20 protein-coding genes and 1 other annotated feature are annotated in these 15,377 nt (G+C 41.8%); of the genes, 18 read left to right on the plus strand and 2 right to left on the minus strand.

The features are described from left to right. Positions 1-17: 17 nt before the first annotated feature. The 10 genes from HMPREF2795_RS02675 (at position 18) to trpA (ending at position 10,069) form a co-directional block, all read left to right on the plus strand. Complete coding sequence (locus HMPREF2795_RS02675; protein ID WP_000922181.1) at positions 18-710, plus strand: sugar transferase; 693 nt, start codon at positions 18-20, stop codon at positions 708-710. A 40-nt stretch (positions 711-750) separates the two neighbouring features. Continuing rightward, entirely contained in the window at positions 751-1,977 is a 1,227-nt protein-coding gene (locus HMPREF2795_RS02680) for a DegT/DnrJ/EryC1/StrS family aminotransferase (protein WP_001127355.1), read from the plus strand. A gap of 60 nt (positions 1,978-2,037) precedes the next feature. Beyond that, positions 2,038-2,268, plus strand: a binding site (T-box leader). A gap of 63 nt (positions 2,269-2,331) precedes the next feature. After that, positions 2,332-3,510, plus strand: a complete 1,179-nt coding sequence (trpB, locus tag HMPREF2795_RS02685; RefSeq protein WP_000208448.1) for a tryptophan synthase subunit beta — start codon at positions 2,332-2,334, stop codon at positions 3,508-3,510. Positions 3,511-3,803: 293 nt separating this feature from the next. Next, entirely contained in the window at positions 3,804-5,165 is a 1,362-nt protein-coding gene (gene trpE, locus HMPREF2795_RS02690) for an anthranilate synthase component I (protein ID WP_075228170.1), read from the plus strand. After that, positions 5,162-5,728, plus strand: coding sequence for an aminodeoxychorismate/anthranilate synthase component II (locus tag HMPREF2795_RS02695; RefSeq protein ID WP_000601917.1), 567 nt, complete (start codon positions 5,162-5,164; stop codon positions 5,726-5,728). The genes trpE and HMPREF2795_RS02695 overlap by 4 nt, the downstream gene beginning before the upstream one ends. Positions 5,729-5,738: 10 nt before the next feature. Continuing rightward, positions 5,739-6,743, plus strand: coding sequence for an anthranilate phosphoribosyltransferase (gene trpD, locus HMPREF2795_RS02700; RefSeq protein ID WP_000658718.1), 1,005 nt, complete (start codon positions 5,739-5,741; stop codon positions 6,741-6,743). Further along, positions 6,740-7,507, plus strand: coding sequence for an indole-3-glycerol phosphate synthase TrpC (gene trpC / locus HMPREF2795_RS02705; protein WP_000076570.1), 768 nt, complete (start codon positions 6,740-6,742; stop codon positions 7,505-7,507). Before trpD ends, trpC begins: the two co-directional genes overlap by 4 nt. After that, on the plus strand, positions 7,494-8,093 hold the full coding sequence (locus HMPREF2795_RS02710) for a phosphoribosylanthranilate isomerase (protein ID WP_000169930.1): 600 nt from the start codon (positions 7,494-7,496) through the stop codon (positions 8,091-8,093). Before trpC ends, HMPREF2795_RS02710 begins: the two co-directional genes overlap by 14 nt. Next, positions 8,071-9,294 carry a tryptophan synthase subunit beta gene (gene trpB / locus HMPREF2795_RS02715; RefSeq protein ID WP_000331308.1) on the plus strand — a complete coding sequence of 408 codons (1,224 nt, stop codon included), beginning with the start codon at positions 8,071-8,073 and terminating at the stop codon, positions 9,292-9,294. Before HMPREF2795_RS02710 ends, trpB (HMPREF2795_RS02715) begins: the two co-directional genes overlap by 23 nt. After that, positions 9,287-10,069 carry a tryptophan synthase subunit alpha gene (trpA, locus tag HMPREF2795_RS02720; protein WP_001127038.1) on the plus strand — a complete coding sequence of 261 codons (783 nt, stop codon included), beginning with the start codon at positions 9,287-9,289 and terminating at the stop codon, positions 10,067-10,069. Before trpB (HMPREF2795_RS02715) ends, trpA begins: the two co-directional genes overlap by 8 nt. Here trpA and HMPREF2795_RS02725 read toward each other — a convergent pair. Continuing rightward, positions 10,038-10,700, minus strand: a complete 663-nt coding sequence (locus HMPREF2795_RS02725) for a prepilin peptidase (RefSeq protein WP_075228171.1) — start codon at positions 10,698-10,700, stop codon at positions 10,038-10,040. The two genes, trpA and HMPREF2795_RS02725, sit on opposite strands and share 32 nt — an antisense overlap. A 70-nt stretch (positions 10,701-10,770) precedes the next feature. On the opposite strand from HMPREF2795_RS02725, the gene HMPREF2795_RS02730 reads away from it, so the two are divergent. From HMPREF2795_RS02730 to HMPREF2795_RS02765, 8 genes are all read left to right on the plus strand, one after another. Then, entirely contained in the window at positions 10,771-11,226 is a 456-nt protein-coding gene (locus HMPREF2795_RS02730; RefSeq protein ID WP_000690690.1) for a GNAT family N-acetyltransferase, read from the plus strand. A gap of 85 nt (positions 11,227-11,311) precedes the next feature. Then, positions 11,312-12,061: a tRNA pseudouridine(38-40) synthase TruA gene (gene truA / locus HMPREF2795_RS02735; protein ID WP_000199148.1), complete on the plus strand. Its 750-nt coding sequence runs from the start codon at positions 11,312-11,314 to the stop codon at positions 12,059-12,061. After that, positions 12,051-12,824 carry a bifunctional hydroxymethylpyrimidine kinase/phosphomethylpyrimidine kinase gene (locus tag HMPREF2795_RS02740; protein ID WP_000794745.1) on the plus strand — a complete coding sequence of 258 codons (774 nt, stop codon included), beginning with the start codon at positions 12,051-12,053 and terminating at the stop codon, positions 12,822-12,824. Before truA ends, HMPREF2795_RS02740 begins: the two co-directional genes overlap by 11 nt. Next, positions 12,802-13,263, plus strand: coding sequence for an ECF transporter S component (locus HMPREF2795_RS02745; RefSeq protein ID WP_075228172.1), 462 nt, complete (start codon positions 12,802-12,804; stop codon positions 13,261-13,263). Before HMPREF2795_RS02740 ends, HMPREF2795_RS02745 begins: the two co-directional genes overlap by 23 nt. Before the next feature lie 68 nt (positions 13,264-13,331). Continuing rightward, a complete protein-coding gene (locus HMPREF2795_RS02750; protein ID WP_000646475.1) occupies positions 13,332-13,556 on the plus strand; it encodes a YqgQ family protein in 225 nt (74 codons plus the stop codon). 5 nt (positions 13,557-13,561) lie between these two features. Beyond that, a complete protein-coding gene (locus HMPREF2795_RS02755; RefSeq protein WP_000259322.1) occupies positions 13,562-13,942 on the plus strand; it encodes a rhodanese-like domain-containing protein in 381 nt (126 codons plus the stop codon). Between the two features lie 91 nt (positions 13,943-14,033). Then, entirely contained in the window at positions 14,034-14,261 is a 228-nt protein-coding gene (locus HMPREF2795_RS02760) for a hypothetical protein (RefSeq protein ID WP_000660082.1), read from the plus strand. A gap of 115 nt (positions 14,262-14,376) precedes the next feature. Then, positions 14,377-14,604, plus strand: a complete 228-nt coding sequence (locus HMPREF2795_RS02765; protein ID WP_001156564.1) for a hypothetical protein — start codon at positions 14,377-14,379, stop codon at positions 14,602-14,604. Positions 14,605-14,647: 43 nt separating this feature from the next. Here HMPREF2795_RS02765 and HMPREF2795_RS02770 read toward each other — a convergent pair whose 3' ends face one another. Beyond that, positions 14,648-15,373: a pseudouridine synthase gene (locus tag HMPREF2795_RS02770; RefSeq protein ID WP_001234952.1), complete on the minus strand. Its 726-nt coding sequence runs from the start codon at positions 15,371-15,373 to the stop codon at positions 14,648-14,650. Positions 15,374-15,377: the final 4 nt, after the last annotated feature.

Below are 15,377 nucleotides of genomic sequence, written 5' to 3' on the forward strand. Positions count from 1 at the left end.
AACAGAGGAGAATGTGCATGCTGAAATGGGATGAACTACCTCAAGAAATGCAATTAAGTGAGGTAAAACCATACTACCAGCTTGTTTCTAAAAGAAAAGGCTCTCTGATTCTCAAGCGCTGTCTAGATTTGTTTCTAGCATTGGTCTTGTTAATCTTGACCTCACCCGTATTTCTAATTCTAAGCATTTGGATCAAGCTAGATAGCAAGGGTCCAGTCATTTACAAGCAAGTGCGGGTAACCCAGTACAACCGACATTTCAAGATTTGGAAATTCCGGACCATGGTGACCGATGCGGACAAGAAAGGAAGTCTAGTAACTTCTGCCAATGACAGCCGTATCACCAAGGTTGGAAATTTCATTCGCCGTGTTCGTTTGGATGAACTTCCACAATTGGTCAATGTTCTCAAAGGAGAGATGTCCTTTGTGGGAACTCGTCCAGAAGTACCACGCTATACTGAGCAGTACAGCCCTGAAATGATGGCTACCTTGCTCTTACCAGCAGGGATTACATCGCTTGCCAGCATTAACTATAAGGACGAGGATGCCATTATCAGTCAAATGACTGCAAAAGGTATGTCGGTCGACCAAGCTTATGTCGAAAGAGTCCTTCCAGAAAAGATGCACTATAATCTAGCCTACCTACGTGATTTTAATTTCTTCGGAGATATCAAAATCATGTTCCAGACTGTATTTGAAGTTTTAAAATAAAGTAGTCCTAAGATTGAAAACCGATAAAAGGAGTAAAACAATGCCAAAGTATAATATTCCATTTTCACCACCCGATATTACCGAAGCAGAAATTGCTGAAGTAGCAGATACCCTCCGTTCTGGTTGGATTACAACAGGACCTAAGACAAAAGAATTGGAGCGTCGTCTGTCCGTCTATACTCAGACACCTAAGACAGTCTGCCTTAACTCTGCAACAGCAGCTCTTGAATTGATCTTGCGCGTGCTTGAAGTGGGGCCTGGCGATGAAGTTATCGTTCCAGCTATGACTTATACAGCATCATGTAGCGTTATCACTCACGTAGGTGCGACACCAGTAATGGTTGATATCCAAGGTGATACCTTTGAAATGGACTATGACAAACTTGAGCAAGCGATTACTGAGAAGACTAAGGTTATCATCCCAGTAGAACTTGCAGGGATTATCTGTGACTATGACCGTTTGTTCCAAGTTGTTGAGAAGAAACGTGACCTCTTTACAGCTACTAGCAAGTGGCAAAAAGTCTTTAACCGTATCGTTGTTGTATCAGATAGCGCCCATGCTTTGGGTTCAACCTACAAGGGACAACCAGCTGGTTCCATTGCAGACTTTACATCATTCTCTTTCCACGCAGTTAAGAATTTTACAACTGCTGAAGGAGGAAGTGCGACCTGGAAAGCTAATCCAGCTATTGACGATGAAGAAATGTACAAGGAATTCCAAATCCTATCTCTTCATGGTCAAACAAAAGATGCTCTTGCCAAGATGCAACTGGGTTCATGGGAATACGATATCGTAACTCCTGCCTACAAGTGCAACATGACAGATATCATGGCTTCAATTGGTTTGGTACAATTGGATCGTTATCCTAGCTTGCTTCAACGTCGAAAAGAAATCGTAACTCGCTATGACCGTGGATTTACAGGAACTCGTATTCACCCATTGGCGCATGAGACAGATACTGTTGAATCTTGTCGTCACCTTTATGTTACCCATGTAGAAGGTGCTAGTCTTGAGCAACGTAATCAAATCATCCAAGAATTGGCCAAAGCTGGAATCGCAAGTAACGTTCACTACAAACCGCTTCCACTTTTGACTGCCTATAAGAATCTTGGCTTTGACATGGCAAACTATCCTAAAGCTTATGCCTACTTTGTAAACGAGATTACACTACCGCTTCACACCAAATTAACGGATGAAGAAGTAGATTATATCATTGAGACTTTTGTCAAAGTTTCTGATGAAGTTCTAGGTGCTTCACAAAAATAATTAAAAAAATTAGTAAAAAATTAGTGAAAACGGTTGACAAAGAAAAAACAATAACATATAATTAACTCAACAAATCAGAAAAGTAATTATTTTTAATCTTCAGGGAGCCTGTGGTTACTGTGAACAGGTGGTTGGAACTAGTGAAATTGGGCTGATTTTAAAAGTGAATTTGAAACAATGAAAATTCGGTAGGCACACCTTACAGTGCAACTTGTTGTTAGACAAGGCAGAGATGTAAAGGGGATATTCTCTTTACAAATGAGGTGGTACCGCGTTACAAACGCCCTCACATGGAAGTAGATTCCGTGTGTGGGCTTTTTCATATTTTGGAACAATGGAAAAGAGGAAAAATTTATGACAACTAAAGGTTATTTTGGACAGTTTGGTGGTAGTTTTGTACCAGAACCAATTCAGGCTTTATTAGATGAGTTGGAAGTGACTTTTGATAAATACAAGGATGATCCAGAGTTTTTAGCTGAGTTTCGCCATTACTTGAAGGATTATTCAGGTCGTGAAACACCGCTCTATTTTGCAGAAAGTTTGACAGAGCACCTAGGTGGAGCTAAGATTTATCTCAAGCGTGAAGATCTTAACCATCTTGGGTCACACAAACTTAACAATGTCCTTGGACAAATCCTTCTTGCTAAACGCATGGGTAAAAAACGTGTGATTGCTGAGACAGGAGCTGGGCAGCACGGTGTTGCGACAGCTGCAGCTGCAGCCAAATTTGGTATGGCATGTGATGTCTACATGGGGGCAGAAGATGTGGAGCGTCAACGTCTCAATGTCTTCCGTATGGAGATGATGGGAGCAACTGTTCACGCAGTTGAAACTGGTACTCGTACCCTCAAAGATGCGGTTGATGCAGCCTTTGGAGCATGGATGAATGACCTTGAAGCCTTCTACGTTTTAGGATCTGCTGTAGGCCCTCATCCTTATCCAACGATTGTTCATGAATTCCAAAAGGTTATTAGTGAAGAATCACGTCGTCAAATCTTGGAAAAAGAAGGACGTCTACCAGACTACGTCATTGCCTGTGTGGGCGGTGGTTCCAATGCTATCGGAGCTTTTTCACAGTATGTAGCTGATGAAGAAGTAAAATTGGTTGGGGTAGAAGCTGCTGGTCACGGTTTAGATACCGACAAACACGCGGCAACAATGACCAAGGGTAGTGTAGGGATTGTCGATGGAATGAAAACCTATGCAGTCTTTGGCGAAGATGGAAATGTTGCACCTGTTTACTCTATCTCTGCTGGTTTAGACTATCCAGGGGTTGGACCAGAACACGCATTCTTTAAAGACTCTGGTCGTGTAGAGTATGTCGCAGCGACTGATGAAGAAGCTGTCCAAGCCTTGCTTTTACTTAGCAAGACTGAGGGAATTATCCCAGCTATTGAAAGCTCCCATGCTATTGCAGAAGCAGTCAAACGAGCACCAAAACTAAGTAAAGACGAGATTATCGTCATTAATGTCTCTGGTCGTGGAGACAAGGACGTAGCTGCTATTGCAGACTACCTTGAAGATAAAAAATAAAAGATGGAAAAGATACAGAGATTTCTCTCACAGAGAGCTTGTGGTTGCTGAAAACAAGCAGAGAAAGCTGTAAGGTTGGGTCCGTCTGAAATGAGAGAAGAAAACATGATTCTCAAGGGAGTGCCCTTTATCGCACAGCCTGTTACAAGAAGGTTCTGAGACAGGAATGAGAGATAGGAGAAATCCTATAATTGAGGTGGCACCGCGAATTTCGTCCTCACGCAAGTTATTTTGCGTGGGGATTTTTTGTAGAATAAACACGGAATTTAAGAAGAACTGAAAGGGAAATTACAATGGAACGAATCATTCATGGAGATGTTTTATCACCAATCTTGGCGTATATGCGTTTAAATGGACAACACAAGGTTATACTTGAAAGTATCCCAAGAGAAAAGGAAAATGCTCGATTTTCTATCTTAGCCTATAACCCAGTTTTTGAAATTAAGTTTGAAAATGGAGTTCTTTATCAAAATGGGCAAGTCATTGATCGTGACCCCTTGGATTTCCTCTATGAGGTGACTCATAAGAGCCAGGACCATTCAGACCTACCTTTTGGTGGTGGAGCCATCGGCTTTGTTGGATATGATATGATTTCTCTCTATGAAGAAATTGGTCAGCTTCCTGAGGATACGATTGGGACGCCAGATATGCATTTCTTCGTCTATGAGAGCTACATAGTTTTTGACCACAAGAAAGAAAAAATTCATATCATCGAGGATGCTCTCTACAGTGATCGAAGCAATGATGAGCTAGAAGTGGCTTTGGATCAAGTTTTAGAGGAGTTAAAAATCCCAGCATCAAATGAATTTGAAGATTTGGACGTTTCTCCACTTCAGTTTAGACCACATATCGCTCCTCAGAAATTTGAAGAAATGGTAGAAACAGCTCGCGACTTGATTCGCAATGGAGATATGTTCCAATGCGTGCTCAGTCAACGCTTCTCCGCAGAGGTAACTGGAAATCCTTTTGACTTTTACAGAAATCTCCGAGTGACAAATCCATCAAATTACCTCTACTTTTATGACTTCAGAGATTATCAAATCATCGGTGCCAGTCCTGAGAGCTTGGTTTCCGTAAAAAACGGTATTGTAACAACCAATCCGATTGCAGGTACGCGACCTAGAGGTGCCAATGACGAGGAAGATGCAGCACTTGCAAGTGATCTACTTTCTGATGAAAAGGAAACGGCAGAACACCGAATGCTAGTGGATCTAGGACGCAATGATATCGGTCGAATTGCTGAAACAGCAAGTGTCCAAGTAACCAAGTATATGGAAGTGGAACTTTTCCGCTATGTCATGCATTTGACCAGCGTGGTTAAAGGACGTTTGCTTCCAGAACTGACTGCCATGGATGCCTTGAAAGCGACTCTTCCTGCAGGAACAGTTTCTGGGGCCCCTAAGATTCGTGCTATGAAACGCATTTATGAATTAGAAACAGAGAAACGAGGCGTTTATGCCGGAGCTATCGGCTACCTTTCAGCAACTGGAGATATGGACTTTGCCATTGCTATTCGAACCATGATTCTTAAAAATAAAACAGCCTATGTACAGGCTGGTGCAGGAATTGTTTATGATTCCATCGCTCAGAATGAATACCAGGAAACCATTAACAAAGCTAAATCTATGACTAGAATGGGAGAACTAAGACCATGATTTTATTGATTGATAATTATGATTCATTTACCTATAACTTGGCTCAATACATTGGGAATTTCGCAGAAGTTCAGGTTTTGAGAAATGATGATCCAACTCTTTATGAAGAAGCTACAAAGGCAGATGGACTGGTCTTTTCTCCTGGCCCAGGTTGGCCAGCTGATGCTGGGAAGATGGAAGAAATGATTCGTGATTTTGCAGGTAAGAAACCGATTCTAGGGATTTGTTTAGGGCACCAAGCCATCGCAGAAGTCTTCGGTGGTAAGTTGGGTTTGGCTCCTAAAGTTATGCACGGTAAACAAAGCCAGATTCGATTTGAGACTCCTTCAGTTCTCTATCAAGGAATCGAGGATAATCGTCCAGTCATGCGTTACCACAGTATTTTAATTGAAGAGATGCCAGAAGAGTTTGAAGTGACAGCTCGTTCGACAGATGACCAAGCCATTATGGGGATCCAACACAAAACTCTTCCGATTTATGGCTTGCAGTATCATCCAGAAAGTATTGGAACGCCAGATGGCCTATCTTCTATTCAGAATTTTATCGAGAAAGTTGTAAAGTGAGGAACACAAAATGAAAGAAATTATTGAAAAATTAGCGAACTTTGAAGATTTATCAAGTGTTGAAATGACAGATGTGATTGAACGCATCGTAACAGGACGTGTGACGGAAGCACAAATCGCTTCACTACTGTTAGCCCTCAAGATGAAGGGAGAAACACCTGAAGAAAGAACAGCCCTCGCCCAAGTTATGAGAGGACATGCTCAACACATTCCAACCAACATTCAAGATGCTATGGATAATTGCGGTACGGGTGGAGATAAGTCATTTAGCTTCAACATTTCTACAACTGCAGCCTTTGTCTTGGCAGGTGGTGGCATCCACATGGCCAAACATGGCAATCGCTCCATCTCTTCTAAATCTGGTTCGGCAGATGTCTTGCAAGCTTTGGGAATCAATATTGACCTCAAACCAGCACAATTGGGTAAGGTATTTGATCAAACAGGTATTGTCTTTCTCTTCGCCAAAAACATGCACCCAGCTATGAAATATATCATGCCAGCACGCTTGGAGTTGGGAATTCCAACCATCATGAATTTGACAGGCCCACTGATTCACCCAATGGTCTTGGAAACACAGCTTCTAGGGATCAGTCGCCCAGAACTTCTGGAAAGTACTGCTCAGGTCTTGAAAAATATGGGCCGCAAACGTGCCATTGTAGTAGCTGGTCCAGAAGGATTGGATGAAGCTGGTTTGAATGGGACTACCAGCATTGCCCTTCTTGAAAATGGTGAAATCACTTTGTCAACCTTTACCCCAGAAGATTTGGGAATGGAACGCATTGCTATTGAGGACATTCGTGGGGGAAATGCTCATGAGAATGCAGCCATCCTTGTCAGTGTTCTTAATAACGAACCAAGTCCATTCTTGGAAACAACCGTTTTAAATGCTGGTCTAGGATTCTACGCCAATGGTAAAACAGACAGTATCAAGGACGGAGTTGAAATGGCACGTCAAGTGATTGCTAGTGGTAAGGCCCTTGAAAAACTCAGACTATTACAGGAGTACCAAAAATGAGTCAGGAATTTTTGTCACGTATCTTAGAGCAGAAGGCACGTGAAGTTGAAAAGATGGAGCGAGAGGAGCTTCAGCCCCTGCGAGCAAGCTATCGCTTAGCTGAATATTTGAAAAACCATCAAGAACGTCTGCAAATCATTGCGGAGGTCAAGAAGGCGAGTCCAAGTATGGGTGATATCAATCTGGATGTGGATATCGTTCAACAGGCCCAGACTTACGAGGCTAACGGCGCTGTTATGATTTCTGTATTGACAGATGAAGTTTTTTTCAAGGGTCATTTGGATTATCTTCGTGAGATTTCCAATCAAGTACAGATTCCGACACTGAACAAGGACTTTATCATCGATGAAAAGCAAATCATCCGTGCTCGCAATGCAGGTGCGACAGTTATCTTGCTTATCGTAGCGGCTTTATCAGAAGAACGCCTCAAGGAACTGTATGACTATGCGACAGAGATTGGTCTAGAAGTATTAGTGGAAACTCATAATCTAGCAGAGCTAGAAGTAGCCCACCGCCTTGGAGCTCAAATTATCGGTGTGAATAATCGTAATTTGACTACCTTTGAAGTTGACTTGCAGACTAGTGTAGACTTGGCCCAATACTTTAAGGACGATTGCTTGTACATTTCTGAATCTGCTATTTTTACAGAAGCAGATGCGAAACGAGTTGCCCCCTACTTTAACGGAATTTTGGTAGGAACAGCCCTCATGCAGGCAGAAGATGTAGCCCAGAGAATCAAGGAGTTGCAGATTGACAAAGGTTAAGATTTGTGGACTATCGACCAAAGGAGCGGTAGAAACAGCTGTGTCAGCAGGGGCCGACTACATCGGTTTTGTCTTTGCTCCTAGCAAAAGACAAGTGACCTTGGGACAAGCAGCAAAGCTGGCTGAGATTATTCCTACAAATGTAAAAAAGGTTGGCGTATTTGTTTCACCAAGTCGGGAGGAATTACTAGAAGCGATTGAAAAGGTCGATTTAGACTTAGTCCAAATTCATGGCCAGGTGGCGGATGATTTGTTTGAGAATTTACCTTGTACTAGCATTCAGGCAGTACAGGTGGGTGGAGATGGTCACGTGCCAAGTTCTCAGGCAGATTATCTACTCTTTGATGCACCTGTGGCAGGAAGTGGTCAGACCTTTGACTGGGGTCAACTGGATACGAAAGATCTATCTCAGCCTTTCTTCATCGCAGGTGGGCTAAATGAAGCCAATGTAGAAGAAGCAATTCAACACTTTACTCCCTTTGCAGTAGATGTATCAAGTGGGGTAGAGACAGACGGACAAAAAGATCATGAAAAGATAAGAAGATTTATAGAGAGGGTAAAACATGGCATATCAAGAACCAAATAAAGAAGGATTTTACGGAAAATTCGGTGGACGTTTTGTCCCAGAAACATTGATGACAGCAGTATTGGAGTTGGAAGAAGCTTATCGTGAAAGTCAGGCAGATCCAAGTTTCCAAGAAGAGTTAAACCAACTTTTGCGCCAGTATGTAGGACGTGAAACACCTCTTTACTACGCAAAAAACTTGACCCAGCATATTGGTGGAGCCAAGATTTACCTCAAACGTGAAGACCTCAACCATACAGGTGCACACAAGATTAACAATGCCTTGGGACAAGTTCTTCTCGCTAAACGCATGGGCAAAAAGAAAATTATCGCTGAAACTGGTGCCGGTCAGCACGGTGTGGCAACTGCAACAGCTGCAGCTCTTTTCAACATGGAATGTACTATCTATATGGGTGAGGAAGATGTTAAACGCCAAGCCCTCAATGTCTTCCGTATGGAACTTTTGGGAGCCAAGGTGAAAGCTGTAACAGATGGTTCGCGCGTGCTCAAGGATGCGGTCAATGCAGCCCTTCGTTCTTGGGTAGCAAATATCGATGATACCCACTATATCCTTGGTTCTGCCTTGGGACCTCATCCTTTCCCAGAAATTGTTCGTGATTTCCAAAGTGTCATTGGTCGAGAAGCTAAACAACAGTACCGTGAATTGACAGGTGAAAATCTACCAGATGCGCTAGTTGCCTGTGTTGGTGGTGGTTCGAATGCTATCGGTCTCTTCCATCCATTTGTGGAAGATGAATCTGTAGCTATGTATGGAGCTGAAGCGGCAGGACTTGGTGTGGATACAGAGCATCACGCAGCTACCTTGACCAAGGGTAGACCAGGTGTTCTCCACGGTTCGCTCATGGATGTGCTCCAAGATGCCCATGGACAAATCTTAGAAGCCTTCTCTATCTCAGCAGGTTTGGACTACCCAGGTATCGGTCCAGAACATTCTCATTACCACGATATCAAGCGTGCGACTTATGTGCCTGTGACAGATGAGGAAGCATTGGAAGGTTTCCAACTCTTGTCACGTGTGGAAGGGATTATCCCAGCTTTGGAATCTAGTCATGCTATCGCCTTTGCGGTGAAATTAGCCAAAGAACTTGGTCCAGACAAGTCTATGATTGTCTGTCTATCAGGTCGCGGAGACAAGGATGTAGTTCAAGTTAAAGACCGCTTGGAAGCAGACGCAGCAAAGAAGGGAGAAGCTCATGCCTAAGACACTGACAGAAAAACTGAACGCTATTAAAGCAACTGGAAAGGGAATTTTTGTCCCCTATATTATGGCTGGAGATCACGAAAAAGGATTAGATGGTCTCGGTGAAACAATTCACTTTTTAGAAAATTTGGGTGTGTCTGCCATTGAGGTAGGAGTTCCTTTCTCGGACCCGGTTGCAGATGGTCCTGTTATTGAAGAAGCAGGCTTGCGCAGTCTAGCTCGCGGAACCTCTACCCAGGCTTTGGTTGAAACTTTGAAAACCATTGAAACAGAAATTCCGCTTGTCATCATGACCTACTTTAACCCCCTCTTTCAGTACGGTGTGGAGAAATTGGTTAAAGACCTTGCTGATACAGCAGTCAAAGGTTTGATTATACCAGACCTCCCTCATGAGCACGCCAACTTTGTAGAGCCATATTTGGCGGAAACAGACATTGCTTTGATTCCTTTAGTCAGCTTGACGACAGGAATTGAGCGTCAAAAGGAACTCATTGAAGGGGCAGAAGGATTTGTCTATGCCGTTGCTATCAATGGGGTGACAGGGAAATCAGGAAATTACCGAGATGACTTGGACAAGCACTTGTCCCAACTTCATCAAGTGGCTGACATTCCAGTTTTAACAGGATTTGGTGTATCCACTCAGGCTGATGTGGAACGTTTCAATGCGGTCTCTGATGGTGTTATCGTCGGTTCCAAGATTGTTAAAGCTCTACATGAAGGACAAATAGCAGAAATCGCTGACTTTATCCGAGAAGCAGTAGCTTACCAAAAATAATCACACAAGCAGCCAGTAAGAGGAAAGGCACAAAAGGAAGTCTTTCCTTTTTCTTTAGCAGGAGAAAGGCTAGAATGCCGGTTGAAGAAGCAAATTGAATGAGAATCAGTATTTCTGTAAGTGTAAAAACTAGGGCACAAGAAGATAGAAAGAGAAAATCTCCTGCCCCTATGCGGATATCGATGAAATGAGCAATGATTCCAAGAATCAAGAAAAAAGCCATGATTAGATTCCAACTAGAGCAAGCCATTAGAAGTAGATGAAAGAAAATCCATACCAGTAAAGGATACTCCTGATGGCGAAAGTCGTAGATGCCCAAGGTCAGACCAGCGCTGATTAGGATGACTTGCCCCAAAGTTAGAAAATCCCAAGAGAAAGCTAGAAAGAGCAGTCCTAAGCACAACTCAAAGAGGGCATACCAAACAGGATAGCGAGCCTTGCAATAGCGACAGCGAAAGCGATTGAATATCTGGGACACAATCGGAATCAAATCTAGTGGTCTCAAGCGAGTCTGACAAGAATCACAGTGACTTGCAGGAAAGACGATGGATTGTTCAGGGAAGCGATCGATGACTAAGCCTAGAAAGGAAGCAAGAATCGTTCCAACAAGAAAAAAATAAAGATGAATCATACTTATTTATTCGGAAAAAATAAGAGAAAGAGTATAATAGTTGGATATAGGAGAAGTTTTAGGAACAAATATGAAAATTCACTTTGAAAAAGGACTTCAGTCAGAAAATGCCCAACTCATTTGTCAGTGGTCTAATGCTTTGGGAGAAAGTTTTCAGAAGCAATGGATGGGACCAAAGATTTCTTATCCCTTGATTGCCCAATCCTTACAAAAACTAGAAGGGATTTTTTCCATTTTTGCTGGAGAAGAGTTTGTAGGCATCATCCAGAAAATCAAATTAGAAGATAAAAATCTTCATATCGGAAGATTTCTCATAGCTCCACAGAAGCAGGGAAAAGGAATAGGTAGGAAAACTTTCCAAGGTTTCGTTCAAGAAATGTTTGAAAATGAAGAAATTGAGAGTATTTCCCTAACGGTTTTTGAGTCAAATCAAATAGCTAGAGACCTCTACCAAAAAGAGGGATTTGAAATTGTTCAAACCATTGAAGTTCCAGAACGTAAATACATAATGAGAAAATCTAGGTAAGAACTAAATTACACTAGAAATTGTCCCCTTACAATTTTTAATTCTCAAACTTGTTGCAGAGAAATTTTCTTGATAAAATAGATACATGACGAGATATAAAGCTATAATTTCTTATGACGGCTACGCTTTTGCGGGTTTCCAGCGGCAACCTCACGCGCGTAGTGTCCAAGAGGAAATTGAAAAAACTTTAACAAAATTAAATAAGGGACAAGCCATTACCATTCATGGCGCTGGGCGAACGGACAGTGGCGTTCATGCTTTAGGTCAGGTCATCCATTTTGACCTTCCCTATCAGATGGATGAGGAAAAACTTCGTTTTGCTCTCGATACCCAAAGTCCTGAAGATATCGATGTGATTTCGATTGAGATAGTGGCTGACGATTTTCATTGCCGTTATGCTAAGCATAGCAAGACCTACGAGTTTATCGTGGATAGAGGACGTCCTAAAAATCCTATGCGTCGCCATTATGCAACTCATTATCCCTATCCACTTGATGTGGAGCGGATGCAGCTTGCTGTAAAAAAACTAGAGGGAACACATGACTTTACTGGTTTTACAGCCTCAGGAACTAGTGTGGAAGACAAGGTAAGAACGATCACGGAAGCTAGTCTTAGGGTTGATGAAACAGGGCAGTTCTTGACCTTTACCTTCTCAGGCAATGGTTTCCTCTATAAGCAGATTCGAAATATGGTTGGAACCCTGCTGAAAATTGGCAACAACCGTATGCCGATTGAACAGATTGACCTCATCTTAGAGAAAAAAGACAGACAGTTGGCAGGTCCAACTGCAGCGTCTAATGGTTTGTATTTGAAGGAGATTCGTTATGAAGAATAATCGTATTTTAGCACTTTCAGGAAATGATATTTTTAGTGGTGGTGGATTAGCTGCTGACCTTGCCACCTATACTTTGAATGGTTTGCATGGATTTGTAGCCATGACCTGCTTGACTGCTTTGACAGAAAATGGTTTTGAAGTCTTTCCGACGGATGAGACTATTTTCCAACAACAGTTGGATAGCCTGAAAAGTGTAGACTTTGGAGGGATTAAGATTGGTCTCTTGCCGACAGTCGGTGTTGCTGAGAGAGCTTTGAATTTCATCAAGGAAAGATCAGGAGTTCCTGTCGTCTTGGACCCTGTATTGGTTTGTAAGGAAACGCACGACGTTGCAGTCAGCGAGCTCTGTCAAGAGTTGATTCGCTTTTTCCCTTATGTATCAGTGATTACTCCGAATCTTCCTGAGGCAGAGTTACTTGCAGACCAAAAGATTGAAAGTCTGGAAGATATGAAGGCTGTAGCGCAGAAATTACATGACTTGGGTGCACCAGCAGTGATTATCAAGGGTGGAAATCGCCTCAGTCAGGATAAGGCTGTGGATGTCTTTTATGATGGGGAGAATTTCACAATCCTTGAAAATCCAGTCATCCAAGGACAAAATGCTGGTGCAGGATGTACCTTTGCATCTAGTATTGCCAGTCAGTTAGTCAAGGGAGAGGAACTATTACCAGCAATTGAAACTTCCAAAGCCTTTGTTTACCGTGCCATTGCACAAGCAGATCAATATGGAGTGAGACAATATGAAGCAAACCAAAACAACTAAAATTGCCCTAGTATCCATCTTGGCAGCTAGTTCTGTCGTATTGGGGTATTTTATAAAAATCCCGACACCAACTGGGTTTCTAACACTTTTGGACGTTGGAGTCTTCTTCACAGCCTTTTACTTTGGCAGTCGTGAAGGGGCCGTTGTTGGAGGTGTAGCAGGATTTCTTATTGATCTCATTTCAGGCTACCCTCAGTGGATGATTTTTAGCTTAATTAACCATGGTTTCCAAGGCTATTTCGCAGGTTTTAAAGGGAAATGGCAATGGCTAGGCTTAGTCTTAGCGACTTTATTCATGGTAGCTGGTTATGCCTTGGCATCAGCTTGGATGAATGGTTGGGGAGCAGCTATTCCAGAAATCATCCCAAATCTCATGCAAAATATCGTTGGAATGACTCTAGGATTTCTTCTTTGTCATAGTGTAAAGAAATTCAGATAATAGTGAAAAAAGGAAACCTACCCCGAACTATTAGGGAACTATTGAAAAAACTCTGATTATTTGCTAAAATGAAAGCTATGAAAACACTCTACGATGTGCAACAATTTCTCAAACAGTTTGGTATCATTGTCTATATGGGAAAACGTCTCTATGACATTGAACTGATGAAGATCGAGCTATCTCGAATCTATGATGCAGGCTTGATGGACAAGCTGGATTATCTTGAAGCGGAGGCTGTTCTTCGCAGAGAGCACAAACTAGAATTAGACTATTTAGAAAAAAATGGAGATTAAGTAATATGGTAACTTGGGTATTATGGGGACTTATTATAGCGATGTTGGCTTGGATGGGATATAACTATCTTCGCATTCGTCGTGCAGCGAAAATTGTAGACAATGCAGAGTTTGAGTCTTTAATTCGTACAGGTCAGTTGATTGATTTGCGTGATCCAGCTGATTTTCATAGAAAACATATCCTCGGAGCTCGTAATATCCCTTCAAATCAATTGAAGACAAGTCTTGCAGCTCTTCGCAAGGATAAACCTGTCCTTCTCTATGAAAACCAACGTGCGCAACGTGTCACAAACGCAGCACTTTTCTTGAAAAAACAAGGTTTCTCAGAAATCTATATCCTCTCTTACGGATTGGATTCTTGGACAGGGAAGGTGAAATCGAATTAACAATGTGAAAAATCTTGTCACATATGTTTAATATAAAGTCTTGGCTTTTTATGGTATAATTGTTAGTATAAAATTTAAGGAGTTTTTGAAGATGAAAGAAAAGAAAAAACCATCACTTGTTTTAGGTGTCCTATCTATCGTCCTTGGTTTGCTATCTCCAATCGTAGGTCTCGTTTTGGGGATCATTGGTCTAGTCTTGGCTAATTCACATCAAAAAGAATCTGAGCTTGATTACAAAACAGAACGAATTCTTAATATCGTAGGGATTGTAATTTCTGTAGTTAACTGGGTTGCAGGGCTCATCTTAATGATGCACTAATCAGGATTCTAACAAAAAAAGCTTTATCTTTAAAAGCTTTTTTTGTTTTATCCAATTGATAAAGCTAATTTTTATAGTATTATTCATTTGTATGAGTTTAAGGAGTTTTTAGAATATGCAAGAAAAGAAAAAAGCGTCACTTGTTTTAGGTATTTTGTCTATCATTCTTGGTTTGCTTTCGCCGGTGGTAAGTTTGATTTTGGGGATTATTGGTCTAGTCTTAGCTAACTCACATCAAAAAGAATCTGGCCTAGACTATAAGAGAGAGAAAAATCTGTCCATCCTAGGGATTGTAATTTCTGCACTTCACTTTATTTTAGGTGTCATGGTATTTATACGCTAAAGAAGATTTTAAAAAGCTTTATTTGTTTAAAGCTTTTTTTGTTTTATCCACTGTTTTCTAAGTAAGCTTTAATAACCTGTAATTCTTCTTTGTTTAGAAGTCGGCAATCACCTTCTGCTAGTTCAGGGTCTAATAGGAAATCCCCGAACTGAACTCGTTTGAGAGCAGTGACCTTGACACCAACTGAGAGGAACATTTTCTTGACCTGATGAAATTTCCCTTCAGAGATGGTGATGGTGGCTCGGCTGAGATCAGGGCTTGAAGATAGAATCTCAAGCTGAGCAGGTTTACAAACAGTTCCATCAAGAAAAACAATCCCATCTTTAAATTCTTGAATATGGTCGGAAGTTAGTGGCCCATTGACCTCTACTTGGTAAGTTTTATTGACATGATATTGAGGATGGAGGAGTTGAAAACCTAGAGGTCCATTATCCGTTAAGAGAAGGAGCCCCGTCGTATCTCGATCCAGACGACCGATGGCGTAGAGTTGCTCTGACTGGAGATGCTGAGGAAGGAGGTCCATGACCGTTGGGAGTTTCTTATCCTTGCTTGCAGTCACGACTCCATTTGGCTTATGGAGCATGAGGTAGGTGTGTTCATATCCTTGGATTTTTCTATCTTTGAAAATCAGCTCTTGCAACCCGGTATCAACATTCTGTGCAAAGGAACTTGCAGGGAGTCCATCTACAAAGATTTCTTTTTTCAGAAGAGCTTGTTTCATGGCTTTTCGACTGATTTTTTCTTGGGCTAATAATTTATCTAAACGCATACCA

The organism is Streptococcus sp. HMSC056C01 (assembly GCF_001811305.1).
Taxonomy (GTDB): Bacteria; Bacillota; Bacilli; order Lactobacillales; family Streptococcaceae; genus Streptococcus.

Coding starts and splice junctions, on each gene's coding strand:
- trpB (WP_000331308.1), top strand. CDS start 8,071: ATGGCATATCAAGAACCAAATAAAGAAGGATTTTACGGAAAATTCGGT.
- trpD (WP_000658718.1), top strand. CDS start 5,739: ATGAAAGAAATTATTGAAAAATTAGCGAACTTTGAAGATTTATCAAGT.
- HMPREF2795_RS02745 (WP_075228172.1), top strand. CDS start 12,802: ATGAAGCAAACCAAAACAACTAAAATTGCCCTAGTATCCATCTTGGCA.
- HMPREF2795_RS02750 (WP_000646475.1), top strand. CDS start 13,332: ATGAAAGCTATGAAAACACTCTACGATGTGCAACAATTTCTCAAACAG.
- trpE (WP_075228170.1), top strand. CDS start 3,804: ATGGAACGAATCATTCATGGAGATGTTTTATCACCAATCTTGGCGTAT.
- HMPREF2795_RS02675 (WP_000922181.1), top strand. CDS start 18: ATGCTGAAATGGGATGAACTACCTCAAGAAATGCAATTAAGTGAGGTA.
- HMPREF2795_RS02695 (WP_000601917.1), top strand. CDS start 5,162: ATGATTTTATTGATTGATAATTATGATTCATTTACCTATAACTTGGCT.
- HMPREF2795_RS02770 (WP_001234952.1), bottom strand. CDS start 15,373: ATGCGTTTAGATAAATTATTAGCCCAAGAAAAAATCAGTCGAAAAGCC.
- HMPREF2795_RS02760 (WP_000660082.1), top strand. CDS start 14,034: ATGAAAGAAAAGAAAAAACCATCACTTGTTTTAGGTGTCCTATCTATC.
- trpB (WP_000208448.1), top strand. CDS start 2,332: ATGACAACTAAAGGTTATTTTGGACAGTTTGGTGGTAGTTTTGTACCA.
- HMPREF2795_RS02755 (WP_000259322.1), top strand. CDS start 13,562: ATGGTAACTTGGGTATTATGGGGACTTATTATAGCGATGTTGGCTTGG.
- HMPREF2795_RS02680 (WP_001127355.1), top strand. CDS start 751: ATGCCAAAGTATAATATTCCATTTTCACCACCCGATATTACCGAAGCA.
- truA (WP_000199148.1), top strand. CDS start 11,312: ATGACGAGATATAAAGCTATAATTTCTTATGACGGCTACGCTTTTGCG.
- HMPREF2795_RS02765 (WP_001156564.1), top strand. CDS start 14,377: ATGCAAGAAAAGAAAAAAGCGTCACTTGTTTTAGGTATTTTGTCTATC.
- HMPREF2795_RS02730 (WP_000690690.1), top strand. CDS start 10,771: ATGAAAATTCACTTTGAAAAAGGACTTCAGTCAGAAAATGCCCAACTC.
- trpC (WP_000076570.1), top strand. CDS start 6,740: ATGAGTCAGGAATTTTTGTCACGTATCTTAGAGCAGAAGGCACGTGAA.
- trpA (WP_001127038.1), top strand. CDS start 9,287: ATGCCTAAGACACTGACAGAAAAACTGAACGCTATTAAAGCAACTGGA.
- HMPREF2795_RS02725 (WP_075228171.1), bottom strand. CDS start 10,700: ATGATTCATCTTTATTTTTTTCTTGTTGGAACGATTCTTGCTTCCTTT.
- HMPREF2795_RS02740 (WP_000794745.1), top strand. CDS start 12,051: ATGAAGAATAATCGTATTTTAGCACTTTCAGGAAATGATATTTTTAGT.